General features: G+C 72.7%; 13 protein-coding genes. 7 read left to right on the top strand and 6 right to left on the bottom strand.

The features are described from left to right. Positions 1–86: 86 nt before the first annotated feature. Together AC0QR5_RS06820 and AC0QR5_RS06815 are read left to right on the top strand one after the other, a co-directional pair. On the top strand, positions 87–1,691 hold the full coding sequence (locus AC0QR5_RS06820) for a serine/threonine-protein kinase (protein ID WP_329860185.1): 1,605 nt from the start codon (positions 87–89) through the stop codon (positions 1,689–1,691). 53 nt (positions 1,692–1,744) lie between these two features. Continuing rightward, positions 1,745–5,383 (top strand): S41 family peptidase, encoded by a 3,639-nt coding sequence (locus AC0QR5_RS06815; protein WP_329860183.1) that lies wholly within the window; start codon positions 1,745–1,747, stop codon positions 5,381–5,383. A gap of 110 nt (positions 5,384–5,493) precedes the next feature. On the opposite strand, the gene AC0QR5_RS06810 is transcribed toward AC0QR5_RS06815, so the two are convergent. From AC0QR5_RS06810 to AC0QR5_RS06790, 5 genes are all read right to left on the bottom strand, one after another. Beyond that, positions 5,494–5,931, bottom strand: a complete 438-nt coding sequence (locus tag AC0QR5_RS06810) for an OsmC family protein (RefSeq protein WP_329860182.1) — start codon at positions 5,929–5,931, stop codon at positions 5,494–5,496. 217 nt (positions 5,932–6,148) lie between these two features. After that, on the bottom strand, positions 6,149–6,499 hold the full coding sequence (locus AC0QR5_RS06805) for a hypothetical protein (RefSeq protein WP_329860181.1): 351 nt from the start codon (positions 6,497–6,499) through the stop codon (positions 6,149–6,151). 124 nt (positions 6,500–6,623) lie between these two features. Further along, entirely contained in the window at positions 6,624–8,387 is a 1,764-nt protein-coding gene (gene sucB, locus AC0QR5_RS06800; protein ID WP_329860180.1) for a 2-oxoglutarate dehydrogenase, E2 component, dihydrolipoamide succinyltransferase, read from the bottom strand. A 127-nt stretch (positions 8,388–8,514) separates the two neighbouring features. Beyond that, complete coding sequence (gene lpdA, locus AC0QR5_RS06795; protein ID WP_329860179.1) at positions 8,515–9,894, bottom strand: dihydrolipoyl dehydrogenase; 1,380 nt, start codon at positions 9,892–9,894, stop codon at positions 8,515–8,517. Between the two features lie 279 nt (positions 9,895–10,173). Further along, positions 10,174–11,697, bottom strand: a complete 1,524-nt coding sequence (locus AC0QR5_RS06790) for a leucyl aminopeptidase (RefSeq protein ID WP_329860178.1) — start codon at positions 11,695–11,697, stop codon at positions 10,174–10,176. A 204-nt stretch (positions 11,698–11,901) separates the two neighbouring features. Between AC0QR5_RS06790 and AC0QR5_RS06785 the strand changes: the two genes are divergently transcribed. The 4 genes from AC0QR5_RS06785 (at position 11,902) to AC0QR5_RS06770 (ending at position 16,979) form a co-directional block, all read left to right on the top strand. Beyond that, positions 11,902–12,837, top strand: coding sequence for a PAC2 family protein (locus tag AC0QR5_RS06785; protein WP_329860176.1), 936 nt, complete (start codon positions 11,902–11,904; stop codon positions 12,835–12,837). Between the two features lie 17 nt (positions 12,838–12,854). Continuing rightward, positions 12,855–14,219 (top strand): MFS transporter, encoded by a 1,365-nt coding sequence (locus tag AC0QR5_RS06780; RefSeq protein WP_329860208.1) that lies wholly within the window; start codon positions 12,855–12,857, stop codon positions 14,217–14,219. A gap of 122 nt (positions 14,220–14,341) precedes the next feature. Continuing rightward, positions 14,342–15,436: a DUF4192 family protein gene (locus AC0QR5_RS06775; protein WP_329860175.1), complete on the top strand. Its 1,095-nt coding sequence runs from the start codon at positions 14,342–14,344 to the stop codon at positions 15,434–15,436. A 250-nt stretch (positions 15,437–15,686) separates the two neighbouring features. After that, positions 15,687–16,979 (top strand): RNA polymerase sigma factor, encoded by a 1,293-nt coding sequence (locus tag AC0QR5_RS06770; protein ID WP_329860174.1) that lies wholly within the window; start codon positions 15,687–15,689, stop codon positions 16,977–16,979. An 87-nt stretch (positions 16,980–17,066) separates the two neighbouring features. Here the strand turns inward: AC0QR5_RS06770 and AC0QR5_RS06765 are convergent, their stop codons facing one another. Continuing rightward, the gene (locus AC0QR5_RS06765) at positions 17,067–17,294 is read right to left on the bottom strand and encodes a DUF7455 domain-containing protein (protein ID WP_329860173.1); all 228 of its coding nucleotides are present in this window, start codon (positions 17,292–17,294) and stop codon (positions 17,067–17,069) included. 227 nt (positions 17,295–17,521) lie between these two features. On the opposite strand from AC0QR5_RS06765, the gene AC0QR5_RS06760 reads away from it, so the two are divergent. Beyond that, positions 17,522–19,627, top strand: a complete 2,106-nt coding sequence (locus AC0QR5_RS06760; protein WP_329860172.1) for a DNA gyrase/topoisomerase IV subunit B — start codon at positions 17,522–17,524, stop codon at positions 19,625–19,627. Positions 19,628–19,642: the final 15 nt, after the last annotated feature.

Genomic DNA, 19,642 nt, shown 5'->3' with positions numbered 1-19,642 from the left:
GGCGCCCCCGAATCGTGGGACCCCGTGCAACGCGGTGCCTGTGGATAACTCCTGCGGGCCGCGGGCGGTTCCGGTAGAACGGAACCATGAACGCGACGATCCCCCTCCTGCCCCTGCCGCGGACCGCCGGCTTCGAGACGCTGCGGGAGATCGGCCGCGGTGGCAACGCCGCGGTCTACGAGGTCCTCTCGGGCGCCGGCGGCACGCGCCTGGCCCTCAAGGTCGGCGCGGCCGAGGATCCGCCGGGAGTGGAGCAGCTGGAGCGCGAGGTCGAGGTCCTGCGCGGGCTCGGGCATCCGCACCTCGTGGCCCTGCACTCGGCCGTGGAGACGAGCCGCGGACCGGGCGTGCTCATGGAGTACCTGCCGGGCGGTTCCGTCGCCGAACTCGTCGCCGCCTCCGGGCCGCGGAGCCTGGGGGAGACCGTGACGGTCGTCGCGCCGATCGCGCAGGCCCTGGCCTTCCTGCACGCGGCCGGAGCGGTGCACGGCGACGTCTCCCCGGGCAACATCCTCTTCACCGCCACGGGCGTCCCGAAGCTCTCCGACCTGGGGCTCGCGGGGCTCGTCGGCCGGCCCGGACAAGGCGGAGGCACGCCGGGCTTCACGGCCCCGGAGCCGCAGTCCGCCCGGGACCGGGCGCTGCTGCCCGCCCGCGACGTGTACTCCCTCGCCGCCGTCGCCTGGTTCGTCCTCACGGGCCGCACGCCGGCGCCGACGAGCCGCCGTCCGCCGCTCGGGAGCCTCGTGCCCGGGGTCCCGGACGAGTTCGCCCTCCTGCTCGAGGCCTGCCTCGCGGAAGACCCCGACGAGCGGCCCCCGGCCTCCGAGCTCGCCCTCGGGATCTTCTGCGGCGCCGAACCCCGGCCCGTGGAGCTGACCGAGTCCGTCCGGCCGGAGGCGATGGGCCTGCTGCCGACGCGCCGCCCGCCGGAACCCGGCCCGCGCGGGCCGGGCGCCGTCCTGCGGCGGCTCGACGCAGCGTGGACGCCGCGGAAGACGGCGTGGCTCGCGGGCGCGGCGGCCGCCGTCGTCCTCGCGGTCGCCGCCGCCGGCGCCGTCACCGTCGCCTTCCGGGACATGGATAACGGGCCGGCGCCCGCGGCGCAGTCTCCGGCACCCGGGACCGCGACGACCGCCCCGTCCGAGGAGGGCGCCCGCGCCGGGGATCCGCCCGGATCGCCCGGGACGGAGGCAGGCGCCGTGCCAGAGGCCGGTGCCGCTCCGCGGTCCGGCGGCTCCGCGGAGGCGTCCGCTACCCCCACGCGCGCGCCGGCGGAAGCGGCAGGCGAGGTCCCGGACGATCCCGCGGACGCCGCCGTCGTCCTGGCCGGGCGCAGGGACGCCGCGTTGAGCGCCGCCGACGCCGGCGCCCTCGAAGGCGTCCATGCCGCGGACGGCGAGTCGCTCGGCGACGACGCCGAGGCCGTGCGCGAACTGCGCCGGCAGGGCCTGCGCTACTCCGGCCTGCGCACCGTGCTGAGCGGAGTGCGGCAGGAGGAGGCGCCGGGCGGCGGGTCCGCCGTCGTGCGCGCCGAGAGCAGGATCGGACCCTACGCCGTGGTCGATGAGGACGGGGAGACGGTGGAGGCCGTCGACGCCGGCATCGAGCAGAGGATCGTCCTGCACCTGGAGCGCACCGCCGACGGCTGGCGGATCGCGCGCGTGGAACAGGACGGCACGGGGACGTGACCCGCCGCGCGGCCCGCCCGGGGCCCGGGCCCGCGCGTGGATAGGATCGGAGGATGAAGCCGACCAGCTATCTGCGCTACCCCCATGTCTCGCCCGAACTCGTCACCTTCGTCGCCGAGGACGACGTCTGGATGGCCCCGCTCGAGGGAGGCCGCGCCTGGCGGGTCTCCGGAATGGGGCTGCCCGCCCGCGGGCCGCGGTTCACGCCGGACGGCTCGGCCCTGGTCTGGAGCGTCGTGCAGGGCAGTGCGCCGGAGATCGTCACGGCGGGCACCGATGGCGGCGGGTTCCGGCAGTTGAGCTACTGGGGGCACCCGAGCACCCGGGTCCGCGGGTTCACTCCCGACGGACAGGTCGTGGCGATCAGCGCCCACGCCCAGGTCGATGCCCGGCACACCTGGGCGCGCTCCGTCCCCCTCGACGGCGGTCCGTCCACCGTCCTGCCCTACGGGCCCGTCGACTCGGTCGTCTGGGGGCCGTCCGTCGGCGACGAGCGCCCGCTCGTCGTCGGCAGCGCGCTGAGCCGCGAACCGGCCCACTGGAAGCGCTACCGCGGTGGAACGGCCGGCAAGCTCTGGATCGACCGCGACGGCGGCGGCGGGTTCGAGCGCCTCGCCCCGGAGCTCGACGGGAACCTCTGCGATCCCGTGTGGATCGGCGGCCGGATCGCGTTCCTGTCCGACCACGAGGGCTACGGCAACGTCTACTCCGTCGCCCCCGACGGCACGGGGCTGCGCCGGCACACCGACCACGGGCACTTCTACGCGCGGCACCTGTCCTCCGACGGCACGCGCCTCGTCTACGAGCACCGCGGCCGGCTGTTCGTGCTCGACTCGCTCGACGCCGAGGCACGCCGGCTCGAGATCCACCTGGGCTCGGCCGGCCACGGGCGCCGCCGCAGGCCGCTCGCCGCGGCGCGCCACCTCGGCACCGTGGTCCCGGACCACGACGGGGCCGCGAGCCTCGTCGAGACCCACGGGACCCTGCACCTGCTCAAGCACCGCGACGGCCCCTCGCACACGATCGAGGCCACGCCGGGCGTGCGCGCACGGCTCGGCCGGATCCTCGGCGGGCACACCGCCGCCTACATCGCCGACCACGGCGGCGAGGAGGCCCTCCACCTGAGGGCCGTCGACAGCGACGGCGATTTCGGCAGCTTCGGCCCGATCCCGAGCGCCCACGACGACGAGCTCGACGCCGTTCCCGCCGCCCCCCAGGCGCCCGCGCCGGCTCCGGAGCCGGGCGGCTCCCTCCCCGCCCCCGTGAGCGCCGCCGCCGTCACCGGCGCGGATGCGGGCATCGACGCCGCCGCCTCCCCGGCCGGAACGTGCCCTGAGGACGACGGCGCCCACGACGGAACCGGTACCGGCCACGGACGGATCGAGGTCCCCGGAGCCGCGGACCCTGCGGGCACGGATGACGCAACGGGCGGCGACGGGCTGCGCCGGATCCCGCTGCCGACACGCGGCCGCGTCCGCAGCCTCGAGGCGAGCCCCGACGGGCGTTGGATCGCGATCGGCACGGAGTACGGCGAGGTCCAGCTCCTCGACGTCGCCGAGGGCTCGTGGCGCGGCCTCTGCGCCTCCGACTTCGGCGGGATCGACCACGTGAGCTTCTCACCGGACTCGGCCTGGCTGGCCTGGATCGAGCCGGTCACCGAGTTCGAGGGCCGCAGCCGCGTCATGCTCACGCGCGCGTCCTCCGCGGACGCCGCCATCCAGGTCACCGACGGCCGCTTCCACGACCACTCGCCGTCGTTCAGCCACGACGGCCGGTACCTCGCCTTCCTCTCCGAGCGCAGCTTCGACCCCGTCTACGACACCCACAGCTTCGACCTGAGCTTCCCCGCCTCGACCAAGCCCTTCATGGTGGCGCTCGCCGAGGACACGCCGAGCCTCTTCGGGCCCTCCGCGTACTCCGCGCGGCCGGCCGGGGCCCCGCCGGCGGAAGCCGAGGGTGCCGGCGACGCCGCGGACGACGCCGGGGCACCGGTCCGCGGCGACGGCGCCGCCGGTTCCGGCACGGGCGGGAGGCCCGCGCCGGCCCAGACGCGCGTGGACGCCGAGGGCATCGGCCAGCGGCTCTTCGCCGTCCCCGTGGCCCAGGGCCGCTACAGCCGGCTCGTCGCCGTCGAGAAGGGCCTGTTGTGGCTCGTCGACGAGTCCACGGGCGTGACGGGCGACGGCCGCGTGACGGGCGACAGCGCCCCGGCCCTGCGGCTCGAGCGCTTCGACTACGCCGAACGGCGCACCACGACCCTCGTGAAGCGGCTGGACCGCTACCGCGTCAGCCCGGACAAGAAACGGCTCGTCTACGTCGACGGCCAGCAGGTCCGCAGCGTGCCCGTCGACCGTTCGGTCGACAAGGAGGCCCCCGAGTCCCAGGCGCTGGACCTGCTGCGCATCCGCGTCGAGCTGGACCCCGCCAAGGTCTGGGAACAGGCCTACGACGAGGCCTGGCGGCTCCAGCGGGACTTCTTCTGGGCCGAGGACATGGCCGGCCTGGACTGGGAGGCCATCGGCGCGAAGTACCGGCCGCTGCTGGCGCGGCTCGGCAGCCACGACGACCTCGTCGACGTCCTCCTGGAGCTCCACGGCGAGCTCGGCACGTCCCACGCCTACGTCGTCCCCTTCGCGGCGCAGGAGCCCGGAGCCGGACGCCAGGGCCTGCTCGGCGCCGACCTGTCCCGCGTCGACGGCGCCTGGCGGGTGGCCACCGTCCTCGAAGGCGAGTCCTCCGACCCGCAGGCCTACTCGCCGCTGGCCGCGCCGGGCGTCGCCGTGCGGGCCGGCGACGAGATCCTCGCCGTCGACGGGCGGCTCGTCCCCTTCGACGGCGGCCCGGAGGTCCTCCTCGACGGCGCGGGCGGCCGCACGGTGGAGCTGACCGTGCGCAACGGACCCGAGTCCCGCGACCCCGGGACGGTGCGCCGCGTCGCCGTCGTCCCCGTCAAGGACGAGCAGCGGCTGCGCTACCAGAACTGGGTCAACGCCAACCGGCGCACCGTCCGCGAGGCGTCCGGGGGAACGTTCGGGTACCTGCACATCCCCGACATGATGGCGCACGGCTGGGCCCAGCTGCACCGCGACCTCGACACCGAGACGGCCCTCGACGCCCTCGTCGTCGACGTGCGCCGCAACCGCGGCGGGCACACCTCCCAGCTCGTCGCCGAACTGCTCGGGCGCAAGGTCACCGCGTGGTCGATCGCCCGCGAGACGCGCACCGGGACCTATCCGTCGAGCGCGCCGCGCGGCCCCGTCGTCGTCATCACGGACGAGTGGGCCGGCTCCGACGGCGACATCATCACCCAGGTCGCGAAGCTGCGGGCCATCGGGCCCGTCGTCGGCGTGCGCACGTGGGGCGGGGTGATCGGGATCGACAACCTGTTCGCGCTCGCCGACGGCACCAAGGTCACCCAGCCGCGTTACGCCACGTGGTTCACGGGAGGGATCGGCTGGGGCGTCGAGAACCGCGGCGTCGACCCCGACATCGAGGTGGGGTTCCCGCCGCACGCCTACGCCGCGGGGGAGGACCCGCAGCTCGAGCAGGGCGTGGCCATCCTCAAGGAGATGCTCCGCGAGATCCCCACGCAGCGGCCCCCCGAGCAGTCCGGCTACCGCGCGCTGACCCCGCCGCCGCTGCCCCCGCGGCCGCAGGGCGGAGCGGGCGCCGAGGCCGTCGAGGACCGCTGAGACGCGTGGTGGGCCGGCCCCGCGGGGCCGGCCCACCACGTCGGGGTGCCGTCGGATCGGGGCGACATCCCCTCGGGATGCCGCCGCGTGGCGGCACGCGTCCGCTGCGGCTAGGAGTCGAGCGTCGCGCTCAAGGTGATGCTCGGGACGGCGGCGAGGGCCTTGGACACGGGGCACCCCTCCTTGGCGGCCTGGGCGGCCTCCTGGAACGCGTCGGCGTCGATCCCGGGGACGGAGGCGTTCAGCGTCAGGCGGATCTCGGAGATGCGCGGTCCGTCGGCCGTGTCGAAGTCGACCTCCGCCGTCGTCTCGAGGCGCTCGGCCGTGAACCCGGCCTCCTTGAGGATGTTGCTGAGCGCCATCGAGTAGCAGGAGGCGTGGGCCGCGGCGATGAGCTCCTCCGGACTGGTCTTGCCCTCGGCCTGCTCGGCGCGGGCCTTCCACGTGACATCGAAGGTGCCGATGCCCGAGGTCGAGAACGTCGTCTGGCCGCTGCCGGTGAACAGGTCGCCGGTCCAGACGGTGCTGGCGGATCGCGTCGTTGCCATGGTGGGACTCCTCGCTGTTGGGGTTCGGCCACCGGACCGGTGGCCTCTGCGCCCATCCTAGGCGGGGCCGCCGGGGGAGCCAACAGCTGCGGGGCCCCGGCCGCGCGCGCCGGTCCGGCCCCGGAGACGGCAACGGGGAGGGGCGCCCGGTGTGGACGCCCCTCCCCGGAGGATGCCGCCGTGGCCCGTGGACCCGTCGCGGGGTCCGGGCCCGGGTCTACCAGAAGACGGCGACGGCGATGTTGATCAGCGCGGTCCCACCGACGGCGTGGGCCAGCCCCGTCGAGACCTCTTCGCCCTTGGAGGCCTTGCGGCGTCCGATGAACGCGGCGACGGCCACGGCGAGGGCCAGGACGAGCTTGACGGCGACCTTGGCGTGGTTCGGGCCGTCGCCGTCGCCCATCTCGGCGACGGCCACGAGCGCCAGTCCCGAGACGAGCTGGACGAGGGCGCCGATCCACTGCCACTGCGTGACGGTCGGGGTCTTGAACGTCGCGAGCCAGCCGCCGACGATGGCCGCCGCTCCGAGGATGTGCAGGAAGACGAGCAACGAGTGAAGGAAGTCCATGCCTGAAGGATAGTGGCGATTTCGACGCCGTGTCGAAGAAGGCAAGCCTGACCTGCGGGCTTAAACGCCGGGGGCGTGGATGCCGTGGCATCCACGCCCCCGGCCCGCCGTGGCGGGGGAGCCGCTACAGTCCGAGGTCGGCCTCGAACGCGCCCTCCTCGAGACGGGCACGGAGCGTCTGCAGGAAGCGTCCCGCGTCCGCGCCGTCCACGAGGCGGTGGTCGTAGGTGAGCGACAGGTACATCATGTGGCGGATGGCGATCGTGTCGTCGCCGTCGGCGTTCGGGACCACGACGGCGCGCTTGACGATCGCGCCCGTGCCGAGGATGGCCACCTGCGGCTGGTTGATGATCGGGGTGTCGAAGAGCGCCCCCACCGAGCCGATGTTCGTGATCGAGAACGTCCCGCCCGAGAGCTCGTCCGGACCGATCTTGTTGTTGCGCGTGCGGGAGGCGACGTCGGCGATGCGCCCGGCCAGCCCGGCCAGGTTCAGCTCGCCCGCGTTGGCGATGACCGGGACCAGCAGGCCCTTGTCGGTGTCCACCGCGATCGCCAGGTGCTCGGCGTTGTGGTACGTGATCTCCTGCTTCGCCTCGTCGTACTCGGCGTTCAGCTTCGGGTGCTGCTTCAGCGCCTCGGCCACGGCCTTGGCGATGAACGGCAGGAACGTCAGCTTGGTGCCGTTGACGGACTGGAAGCCGGCCTTGGCGGCGTCGCGCAGCTTGGCGATGCGCGTCATGTCGACCTCGTGCACCTGCGTCAGCTGCGTGGACGAGTCCAGCGACTCGCGCATGCGGCGGGCGATGACCTGGCGGATGCGCGGGGCCTTCTCCGAGGTGCCGCGCAGCTTGGACGCCTCGGGCGCCGGGGCGGCGGCCTTGGCCGGGGCGGACGACGCCGGGGCCGGAGCCGCGGGGGCGGGCGCGGTGGGGGCCTTGGCGGCCTCGACGGCCTCCAGGACGTCCTGCTTGCGGATGCGTCCGCCGACGCCCGTGCCCTTGACCGTGGAGAGGTCGATGTCGTTCTGGGCGGCGAGGCGGCGCACGAGCGGGGTCACGTAGCCCTCGGCGCCGTCCGCGGCGGGAGCCTCGGCGGGGGCCGCCTGCGGGGCGGCGGCCTTCGGGGCCTCGGGGGCGGGAGCCGGCTCCTGCTTCGGTGCCTCGGCCGGTACGGGCTCCTGGGTGGCGGGGGCGGCCTCCTCGGCCGGCTCCTCGGCGGGGGCCTCGTCCTGCGCGGCATCCTGCTGCGGGGCGTCCTGGGTCGGGGCGGCGGAGCCGGAGCCGATCACGGCGAGCACGGATCCGACCTCGGCCGTCTCGTCCTCACCGACGCGGATCTCCAGGAGCTTGCCGGCCACGGGGGACGGGATCTCGGTGTCGACCTTGTCGGTGGAGACCTCCAAGAGGGGTTCGTCGACCTCGACGTCGTCGCCGACGGCCTTGAGCCAGCGCGTCACGGTGCCCTCGGTGACGCTCTCACCCAGCGCGGGGAGGGTCACCTCCGAGCCCGAGCCCGAGCCGGAGTCGGAATCGCCGGACGCGGCAGGGGCCTCGTCGGCCTGCTCAGCGGCGGGCTCGGCCGCGGCCTCCTCGGCCGGTGCCTCGTCTTCCTGGGCGGGCTCCTCGGCCGGGGCCTCGGCGCCCGAGCCGGAGCCGTCGCCGATCCGGGCGAGGGGAGCGCCGACGTCGGCGGTCTCGTCCTCCTCGACGAGGATCTCCTCGAGGACACCGGCCACGGGGGACGGGATCTCGGTGTCGACCTTGTCGGTGGAGACCTCCAGCAGCGGTTCGTCGACCTCGACGCGGTCGCCGACGGCCTTGAGCCAGCGCGTCACGGTGCCTTCGGTGACGCTTTCGCCGAGGGCCGGCAAGTTCACGGTTTCAGACATTTTGTCCCCGTTCTCCTCAATACTTTCAACTTGGTTCGTGGCGGCCGGCGATGGATCGGAGCGGCCGTGGAGGCGTTGCGTTCGAGCTTAGTGCACCCCGGCGGGACGCCGGGGTGCCATGGGGGGCTCAGCCGTGCAGCGGCTTGCCGGCGAGGGCGAGGGCCGCCTCGCCGAGGGACTCGTTCTGCGTCGGGTGGGCGTGGATGAGCTGCGCGACATCCTCCGGGTAGGCCTCCCAGTTCACGATGAGCTGGGCCTCGCCGATCTGCTCGCCGATGCGGCCGCCGATGCCGTGGACGCCGACGATCGGGCCGTTCTTGACGCGGACCATCTTGATGAGACCCGAGGTTCCGAGGATGGAGGACTTGCCGTTGCCGGCGAGGTTGTACTCCTGGACCTCGATCTGGTCCTCGCCGAACTTCTCCTTCGCCTTGGGCTCGGAGTAGCCGACGGAGGCGATCTCCGGCTCGCAGAAGGTGACCTTCGGAATGTTGATGTCCTCGACGACGACGGGGTTCTGGCCCGCGATCTCCTCGGCGACGAAGATGCCGTGCTGGTAGCCGCGGTGGGCCAGCTGCACGCCCGGGACGATGTCGCCGATCGCGTAGAGGTTGCCGACGCCCGTGTGCTGGCGCTCGTTGGTGATGACGAATCCGCGGTCGATCGTGATGCCCTGCTCCTCGAAGCCCAGGCCCTCGGTCACGGGGCCGCGGCCGACGGCGACGAGGACGATGTCGGCCTCGAAGGTCTTGCCGTCGGCGAGGGTGACCTTGGCGGCGTCGCCGGACTGCTCGACCTTCTCGAAGAAGGTGCCCGTGTTGAACTTGATGCCGCGCTTCTTGAAGGCGCGCTCCAGGTTCTTGATGATGGACGGGTCCTCGTTGGGGACCAGGCTCGGCAGGCCCTCGATGATCGTCACGTCGACGCCGAAGGAGTTCCAGACGGAGGCGAACTCGACGCCGATGACGCCGCCGCCGAGCACGATCGCGCTCTTCGGCAGGGTGTCCATGTTCAGCGCCTCGGTGGAGGTCAGCACGCGGCCGCCGATCTCGATGCCCATGGTCTTGGACGTGGAACCCGTGGCGAGGATGATGTTCTTGCCCGTGTACCGGACCCCGTCGACGTCGATGGCATCCGGGCCCACGAGGCGACCGTCGCCCTCGATGACCGTGACCTTCTTCATCTTCAGCAGACCCGAGAGGCCCTTGAACTTGCCGGCGACGATGCCGTCCTTGTAGTCGCGGACCTTGCCCAGGTCGATGGACTCGAGGGTCGTGTTGATGCCGTACTTGGCGCCTTCGCGGGCGTTCTCGGCGAGCTCGGCGGAGTGCAGGTAGGCCTTCGTCGGGATGCAGCCCGTGTGCAGGCAGGTGCCGCCGAGCTTGGCCTTCTCGATGAGGCCCACGGTGAAGCCGAGCTGGACCGCGCGCAGCGCGGCCGAGTAGCCGGCGCTGCCGCCGCCGAGGATCAGGACGTCGAATTCTTGCGTTGTTGCCGTATCGGCCACGTGAACGCTCCCTCGCGTGTGATGGACCCCCGTCCTCCGGGAGCCGTCCGTTGGGTGGTCCGGCCACGGCTGTGGTCCGCGCCGGTGCTTCATGGTGATGTGTCAGCTTTACCTTAGCGGGTGCACGCGCCCCGATGCACACGCCGTGACCGACCGCCCACCCGTGCGTGACGGCCTTCACGCAAGGGGTCCGCTGCCCTCCGCAGGGGGAGCCCTGTGGCGGGACGCACGACGCCCCCGCGAGCTGCCGTCAGCGGCTCCCGGGGGCGTGGACGTGTCCTAGCGGGCCGCGAGGGACTCGGCGTAGGCGACGAGCGTGCGCAGCGAGGCGCCGGTCGCGTTCTTCGGGGTGTATCCGTAGGGCGAACCCTCGTTGAAGGACGGCCCGGCGATGTCGAGGTGGGCCCACGGGATGGGGGTGCCGTCGACCTCGCCCACGAACTCCCGCAGGAAGACGGCGGCCGTCATCATGCCGCCGTGGCGTTCTCCGATGTTGGCCAGGTCCGCCACCTGGGAGTCGATCGAGGGGCGGAGCTCCTCGGGCAACGGCATCGGCCAGGCGGTCTCGCCGGAGCGGTCCGCGGCGGCCTTGAGGGCGTCGCGCAGCCCATCCTCGCCCATGATGCCCGTCGTGCGGTTGCCGAGGGCGATGAGCTGGGCGCCGGTCAGCGTCGCGACGTCGATGAGCGCGTCCGGCTTCTCGGCGCTCGCCGCGACGAGGCCGTCCGCCATGACGAGCCGGCCCTCGGCGTCGGTGTTGAGGATCTCCACCGTCTTCCCGCCGAACATCGTCACGACGTCGCCGGGACGGGTCGCGGTGCCGGAGGGCATGTTCTCCGCGAGGCACAGCCACGCGGTGGCCTTGACGGGCAGCCCGAGCTCGGCGATCGCCAGGACGGCCTGCAGCACGGTCGCCGCGCCCGCCATGTCCGACTTCATCGTGAACATGCTGGCCGGCGGCTTGAGGGAGATGCCGCCCGTGTCGAACGTGATCCCCTTGCCGACGAAGGCCACGTGCGCGGCCGCCTTGGCGGGGGCGTACTCGACCTTGACGAGGCGCGGCGGGCGGGCCGAGCCGCGCCCGACGCCGATCAGCCCCCCGTAGCCGTCCTTCTCGAGCCGCTTCTCGTCCAGGACGGTGACCTTGAGCTTGAGGGACCTGGCGGCCTCGACGGCCGCCTGGGCGAACGACTCCGGGTAGAGGACGTTGGGGGCCGTATTGACCAGGTCGCGGACGGCGCGCACGGCCCGCCCGAGCACCGCGGCGCGCTTCAGGGCCGCGGGGAGCGACTTGTCGGCGGACGCGGCGGTGGCGATGACGGCCTCCGTGAGCGGGGACTTCCCCGGGGCCTCGGAGCGGTGGCTCGAGAAGCCGTAGGCGCCCATCGCGGCGCCCTCGGCCACCGCAGCGGCGGCCTCGGCCGTCGGAGCGGGCAGGGCGAAGACGACCTTGCCGAGGCCCGCGAGCTGACGGGCGGCCGAGCCGGCGGCACGGCGCAGCGCCTCGGCTCCGCCCGCGGCGCCCTCCCGGCCGAGCCCGGCCAGGACCAGGACCGGGGCCTTCAGACCCTCGGGGGCGGGCAGGCGCAGCAGCTCGTCCGCGGCGCCCGTCGCGCCGAGTCCGGACAGCGAGGCCTCCAGCGCGGCGGCCTGCGCGGCGGGCAGCGGCGCGTCGACGAGGCGCGGCGCGGAGCCGTTGCCGCCTTCCGCTGCGGGTGCGACGCCGACGACGACGGCGTCGGCGGCCACGCGCTTGATGTCGGTGGAGACGGCGGTCAGCTTGAGCTCGCTGGCGTTGATCACGTGATCTGTTCCTTCGGTCTGCGGCGGTGGGCGGGCCGGGGGCACGGGTGCTGCCCGCGGCGGGTGCTTTCGGTGGTATCGATCGTAGCGTCCATCACGGCCGTGGTGGCCGGGGCGCGGCTAGACTGCAACGGTGCCCGGGAAGAAAACGGCCGGGCCCCGGGTTGACATCCCATGCCAGTCCCAGCCGCCGGAAGGAGTCCCGTGCTCGACCCCCAGTCCCTCGTCAAGCTCAACGATGCGGTGGTCGACGACGTCCGGCTCCAGGGCCTGGGGATGATCGTCGCGCTCCACGGGCACGCGGACGCGGGCGATGTCGTCCGCCAGGTCCGCAGCGAGCTGCTCGACTCCCTCGACCACGAGCTCGTCGCCGCGTTCGACGCCGACCAGCTCCTCGACTACCGCGAACGCCGGCCGCAGATCACCTTCCTCGGCGACCGCTTCACCGCCTACCAGCGGCCGCGGATCGAGCTGTACCGGCTCACGGACGGCCTCGGCACCGACTTCCTCCTCCTGACCGGACCGGAACCGGACCTGCAGTGGGAGAGGTTCGCGTCCGCCGTCGTCCTCGTCGCCGCCGCGCTCAACGTCACCCTGACCGCTTCCTTCGGCGGTGTGCCGATGCCCGTCCCGCACACGCGGCAGATGGGCGTGACCGTCCACGGGAACCGCCCCGAGCTGCGGGAGGGGATCTCGACCTGGAACCCGACCGCCGAGATCCCCGCGGCCGCGGCGCACCTCATCGAGATGCGGCTCATCGAGGCCGGGCGCGACGCCGTCGGCTACTCGCTCCACGTACCGCATTACCTCGCCGACGGCCGGTACCCGCAGGTCGCCGTGTCCGCGCTCGAGTTCCTCGGCGCCGCGCTGGGGCTCGGGCTGCCCACGGACCGGCTGCGCGAGGCCGCGCGCCGGACCGGCGAGGAGATCGACGCGCAGGTCGCCGACTCGCCCGACATCCAGAAGATGGTCTCCGCCTTCGAGGAGCGCTTCGACGAGTTCGTCCCGGCGGCCGGGCGCCGCTCGCTCCTGCTGGACGAGCACGACGCCCTGCCCGACGCCGAGGACCTGGCCGACGCCGTCGAGGCCTTCCTCTCCACGCACGGTCCCGAGGCCGCCCCCGGCGAGGGAGGGCAGTGACCCCACGCGCCCGGGGCCTGGACTCGGCGAGGTCCTGGCTCGTCTGGGGCGCGGGCGTGTCCGCCTACCTCATCGCCGTCACCCAGCGCACGAGCTTCGGCGTGGCGGGGCTGCAGGCCACCGAGCGGTTCGACGCGACCGCCTCCATCCTCGCGACCTTCTCCGTCGTCCAGCTCATCGTCTATGCCGGGCTGCAGATCCCCGTCGGGCTGCTCGTGGACCGCCTCGGCGCGCGGGCCATGATCACCGGTGGCGCCCTGTTGATGGTCGTGGGGCAGGCGCTGCTCGCGCTCGCCGATTCGGTCGCCGCCGGCCTGCTGGGACGCTTCTTCGTCGGCGCCGGGGACGCCATGACCTTCGTGTCCGTGATCCGGCTCCTGCCGGCCTGGTTCTCCGGCTACCGGATCCCCATGCTGACCCAGTTCACGGGCATGGTCGGCCAGCTCGGCCAGCTCCTGAGCCTCGTCCCCTTCGTCGCGGTGCTGAAATGGGCCGGGTGGACCAACGCGTTCCTGTCCCTCGCAGCGCTCGGCGGGCTCGCCGTCGTCCTCGCCGTCGTCGTGATCCGCAACGAGCCCGCCGGAGCCCGCGAGGCCCCGCCCGTGGGCGGACGGCCCAAGACCCTCGCGATGCTCGCCGCGGCCTGGCGCCAGCCCGGGACGCGGCTGGGCTTCTGGACGCATTTCGGCACCCAGTTCTCCGCCAACCTCTTCCTGCTCTCCTGGGGCTACCCCTTCCTCGTCTCCGGCCAGGGCCTCGCCCCCGCGACCGCCTCGGCGCTCATGTCGATCTTCGTGGCCGTCGCGCTCCTGTTCGGACCCGTCTTCGGCTCGGCCGTCTCCCGCCATCCGCTGCGGCGCTCGACGCTCGCCCTCGCCATCATCGCCTCGATCGCCGCTGGCTGGGCCGTCGTCCTGCTCTGGCCGGGCCCCGCTCCGGTCCCCGTCCTCGTGGTGCTGCTCGTGGTCGTCGCCATCGGCGGGCCCGGCTCGATGATCGGCTTCGACTTCGCCCGCACGTTCAATCCTCCGCACGTCATCGGCACGGCGACCGGCATCGTCAACGTCGGCGGGTTCCTCGCCGCCCTCGTGTCGGTGTACGCCGTCGGCGCCATCCTCGATGCCATCCACGTCCTCGGCGGAGGCACCGGCGCGCTCTACACGCTCGAGGCCTTCCGGTGGGCCCTCGCCTTCCAGCTCGTCCCGCTCGTGATGGGCGCCGTGGGCATCCTCGGCGCCCGGCGCAAGGTGCGGGCGGCGCTGGCGCGCGAAGGTGTCGTCGTCCGCCCGATCCTGCAGGCCGTGGCGGAGCGCCGCCGCTCCCGCCGAGGACCCGGCGCCGGTGGACCGACCGCGGGAGCGGCCGGCCCGGAACCGGACTGAGCCGGCCCGGGCGCCCGAAAAGGCCCCGCACAGGAGGGCGTCCACGGGGGAGGGGGACGGTCCCGTCCACAAGCGCCCGCGCGGTGGGTGCGGGCGGCCCGGTGGGCCGGGACAGTGGGTCCATGAACGCCATCAAGAAGCCCCTGACCGTCACGGACTCCGCCTCGCTCCTGGCCATCGTGCCGCACCAGCTCGGCGTCCAACCGCAAGAATGCCTCGTCCTGCTGCCGGTGGGCGCGGGCCGCCTCATCGCGACCCTCCGCGTCGACCTGCCCCGCGGTGGCCCCGTGCCGCACGGCGTGGCCGCGACCGCCCGGCGGGCCGTCGGCTACCTTGACCGCATCCCGGCCCTCGACAGGGTCTTCGCCGTGGTCTACAGCAGCGGGCCGGACGACGCCGGCGGGCCTCCCCACCGGGCCCTCGTGGACGCCGTCGGCGGGGAACTCGCGCGCCGCGGCATCGAGCTGCCGGAAGCCTGGCACGTGGGTGCCCAGGGCTACCGCGGCTACGGGTGCACGGACGCGGACTGCTGCCCTCCCCGGGGCCGCCCGCTCAGCTCGATCGTGGACTCGGAGGCCAATGCGCGGCTCGTCTTCGGCGGCAGCGCCCCGCTCCGGGCCTGGTGGTCCGGTGAGGCGGGGCCGTGGCCGGCCCTCGAGACCGTCCGCGAGGCCGTGGACTCGATCCTCGCCGGGACGTATGGGCGCCCCGATCCCGACCTCCAGCTGCTGGCCTGGTGCCGACTGCTGAAGAGCGAACCCGCGGCCGTCCTGGCCGATCTGAGGGCGGAGCCCGTCGCCACCGCACGGCACCTCGCGGCGCTTGCGGACCCCGACGTGAGGGACCGCCTCCTGTACTGCGCGGCCACCGGCCGACTCGAAACGGGACACGACTGCTCCGAGGTGGCCGAAATGCTCTCCGGCTTCGTCGAGTCCCCTCCGGACTGGGCGCTCCTGGACCGCTTGTGGGAGATCGGCCGGGGACTGGCCGACGCCGCGCGGGACACGGACCGGGAGGCCGTGTTGACGCTCGTGGCCTGGATCGAGTGGGCGCGAGGGCGCAGCTCCGCGGCGGACGCGCTGCTGTCCCGCCCGGACGCGGGACGGCCCGACCGCCTCGCCACCCTCCTCGACGTGATGTTGCAGCGGGGCGTCCTTCCGCCCTGGGCCCAGGATCCCTCGGCGGCCTGGAAGGAGGCGGCTCCGCGGTCCTGGTAGGCGGTGGCACGGGGAGGTGCCCGAAACATGAGAGACTTGATACCGCAGACCCGGTTGGGTCCGTGTCCTTGGGCCGCATCGCGGCCCCGTTCCCGCCCGGCGACGGCTGGGAACAAAAGGCCGGTCGCAGGCGTTCACTGAGGTGGACCCTGCGTCTGGATCCGCCGTGCGGCGGGACCCGGACTTGACAGGGTCATAGTGGTGTTGCCCCCAAGGCGGCGCCACGGACGAACCGCGAGAAAGGTATTTCGTGTCCGCTTCCCAGACAAGCCCTCCGAAGACCCAGGGCGGCTCCGCCGCCGGCAACGACACCGAGGAGACGGAGGAGCTGACTCCGCAGCAGAAGGCCGCGCGGACCCGGGCGAGGAACAAGGCCGCGAAGGCCGCCGGCGGCCCGGCGGCCAAGAAGCCGACCGCGAAGGCGGCCGCCAAGGGCGCCGTCGAGGCCGATGACCCGGCCGGGGATCCCGACGACGACGCCGTCGAGCCCGAGCCGACCGAGCTGGCCGAGGCCGCCGAACCGGAGGCCGAGGCGGCCCCCGCGGCCGCGACGGGCGAGGACGAGACGCGCGGATTCGTGCTGACCAGCGACGAGGACGACGCCCCCCAGCAGCAGGTCATGGTCGCGGGCGCGACGGCCGACCCCGTGAAGGACTACCTCAAGCAGATCGGCAAGGTCGCCCTGCTCAACGCCGAGCAGGAAGTGGACCTCGCCCTGCGGATCGAGGCCGGCCTCTACGCGGTGGAGAAGCTCGCGGCGGCCGACGACTCCATGGACAAGCGCCTGCGCTGGGACCTGGAGCAGGTCATCCATGACGGCAAGATCGCCAAGAACCACCTGCTCGAGGCCAACCTGCGCCTCGTGGTCTCGCTCGCCAAGCGCTACACGGGTCGCGGCATGCTGTTCCTGGACCTCATCCAGGAGGGCAACCTGGGCCTGATCCGCGCCGTGGAGAAGTTCGACTACACCAAGGGCTTCAAGTTCTCGACGTACGCGACCTGGTGGATCCGCCAGGCCATCACGCGCGCCATGGCCGACCAGGCCCGCACCATCCGCATCCCGGTGCACATGGTCGAGGTCATCAACAAGCTCGCCCGCGTCCAGCGGCAGATGCTGCAGGACCTCGGCCGCGAACCCACCCCGGACGAGCTGGCCGCCGAATTGGACATGACCCCGGAAAAGGTCGTCGAAGTGCAGAAGTACGGCCGCGAGCCGATCTCGTTGCACACCCCGCTCGGCGAGGACGGCGACTCCGAGTTTGGCGACCTCATCGAGGACTCCGAGGCCGTCGTCCCGGCCGACGCCGTGAGCTTCACGCTCCTCCAGGAGCAGCTGCACTCGGTGCTGGACACCCTCTCCGAGCGCGAGGCCGGCGTCGTGGCCATGCGCTTCGGCCTGACCGACGGACAGCCGAAGACTTTAGACGAAATCGGCAAGGTCTACGGCGTGACGCGCGAGCGCATCCGCCAGATCGAATCCAAGACGATGTCCAAGCTGCGCCACCCGTCGCGCTCGCAGGTCCTGCGGGACTACCTGGACTAGGACGTCCGGGCCTCCGGGCCCACGGCGAAGGGGGCGGCACCGGTGAACCGGTGCCGCCCCCTTCTCCTGTTCCTGCCGGCCGGGACCTCAGTCCTCGTCGGCGAAGCTCGGCTTCTCGTGGAGCCTGCTCGTCTCATCCTGCCAACGGGTGGTCATCGGACGGAGCTTGGACTCGACCGCGCGGGCGTGGTGGCCGCAGAAGAGCAGCTCCCCGCCCGAGGTCTCCAGGACTGCGCGGACGTAGGCCTGGGCGCCGCAGCGGTCGCAACGGTCCAGACTCGTAAGGCCACGGGTAGCGACCGTGGTTGCTGTCATGACGACCTCCTTAGTACGTGTGTACCTAATACAACCAGCAGCGGCCCCGGATTCTTCGCATTCGGGGCCCACTTTCGCTTACCGCTTAGCATCGCTTCGGTCACGGATGGCTCTCGAAGCCTCGGCCGGATGCCCCGGCGGCGAGCCGGGCGGCATTTGACGGTGCGGGGCACTAGCGTAGGAACGGCCGGTTTCCGCTGGAACGAAACACAAGGAGAACACCGCTCGTGGCACCGAGTTCTGAGTACAACGCCAGGCACCTCTCCGTCCTCGAGGGCCTCGAGGCCGTCCGCAAGCGCCCCGGCATGTACATCGGCTCCACCGACTCGCGCGGGCTCATGCACTGCCTCTGGGAGATCATCGACAACTCGGTCGACGAGGCGCTGGCCGGCCACGGCCAGAACATCAGGGTCAGGCTGCATCCCGACGGTTCGGTGGAGATCCACGACGACGGCCGCGGCATCCCCGTGGACGTCGAACCCAAGACGGGCCTGACGGGCGTCGAGGTCGTCTTCACAAAGCTCCACGCCGGCGGCAAGTTCGGCGGCGGCTCGTACACGGCGTCGGGGGGCCTCCACGGCGTCGGCGCCAGCGTCGTCAACGCCCTTTCCTCCCGGCTCGACGTCGAGGTCGACCGCGGCGGCAAGACGTACCGGATGCAGTTCCGGCGTGGCGAGCCCGGCCGCTTCAAGGACACCGGCAGGCCCAAGCCCGACGCGCCCTTCGAACCGTTCGTCGAGGACTCGGTGCTCGACGTCGTCGGCAAGGCCAAGCGGGGAGTGACCGGGACGCGGATCCGCTACTGGTCGGACCGCCAGATCTTCACCCCCGACGCCCGCTTCTCCTATGAGGAGCTCGAGGCCAGGGCCCGGCAGACCTCGTTCCTAGTTCCCGGGCTGCGGATCGAGCTGCACGACGAGCGCAAGCTGAAGGGCACGGCCGGCGAGGACGGCCCCGTCGAGGAGGTCTTCCACCACGACGGCGGCATCTCCGAGTTCGTCGACTACCTCTCCAACGACCCCGCCGTGACGGACATCTGGCGGATCCAGGGCTCCGGGACGTTCAAGGAATCCGTCCCCGTCCTCGACGAGTCCGGGCACAGCCGCATCGCCGACGTGGAGCGCGTGTGCGAGGTCGACATCGCCCTGCGCTGGGGGATCGGCTACGACACCTCGGTGCGCAGCTTCGTGAACATCATCGCCACGCCGAAGGGCGGGACGCACCAGACGGGCTTCGAGCAGGCGCTGCTGAAGTCCTTCCGCAAGGCCGTCGAGTCGAACGCCCGCAAGCTCAAGGCGGGCAACGACAAGATCGAGAAGGACGACGTCGCCGCGGGACTCACCGCGGTCCTCACCGTCCGCCTGGCGGAGCCCCAGTTCGAGGGCCAGACGAAGGAGATCCTCGGTACCTCGGCGGTGCGCCAGATCGTCTCCCGCGTCGTGGAGAAGGAGCTCGGCGCCAGGTTGTCCTCCACGTCGCGCGCCGACAAGGCCCAGTCCGGCCAGCTGCTGGAGAAGGTCGTCAGCGAGATGAAGTCGCGCATCTCGGCCCGCGTCCACAAGGAGACCCAGCGCCGCAAGACGGCCCTCGAAGGGTCGTCCCTGCCCACCAAGCTCGCCGATTGCCGCAGCGACGACGTCGAACGCTCCGAGCTGTTCATCGTCGAGGGCGACAGCGCCCTCGGCACCGCGAAGCTCGCCCGCAGCTCCGACTTCCAGGCCCTGTTGCCCATCCGCGGCAAGATCCTGAACGTGCAGAAGGCCTCGGTCGGCGACATGCTCTCCAACGCAGAGTGCGCCGCCCTGATCCAGGTCGTCGGCGCGGGGTCCGGGCGCAGCTTCGACCTCGCCGCGGCCCGCTATGGCAAGGTCGTGCTGATGACGGACGCCGACGTCGACGGCGCGCACATCCGCACCCTGTTGCTGACGCTGTTCTTCCGCTACATGCGGCCCATGGTCGAGGCGGGCCGCGTCTACGCCGCCGTGCCCCCGCTGCACCGCGTCGAGGTGGTCAATCCCGGCGCCCAGGCGAACGAGATGGTCTACACGTACTCCGAGGCGGAGCTGCACCGCGTGCTCAAGGGCCTCGAGGCCGACGGGCGCCGGTACAAGGAGCCCATCCAACGCTACAAGGGCCTCGGCGAGATGGATGCCGAACAGCTCGCGGAGACGACCATGGATCCCCGGCACCGGACGCTGCGGCGCGTGAACATCGCCCACGCCGAGCAGGCGGAACGGATCTTCGAGCTGCTCATGGGCAGCGACGTGGCTCCGCGCAAGGAGTTCATCGTCTCCGGCGCGGAGCGGCTCGACCGCGAGCAGATCGACGCCTGAGCCCCTCGGCGGCCC

The sequence above is a fragment of the Arthrobacter sp. J156 genome (assembly GCF_056172865.1).
The sequence above is the reverse complement of the archived record's forward strand: the minus strand, read 5'-3'. Positions and strand labels throughout refer to the sequence as shown.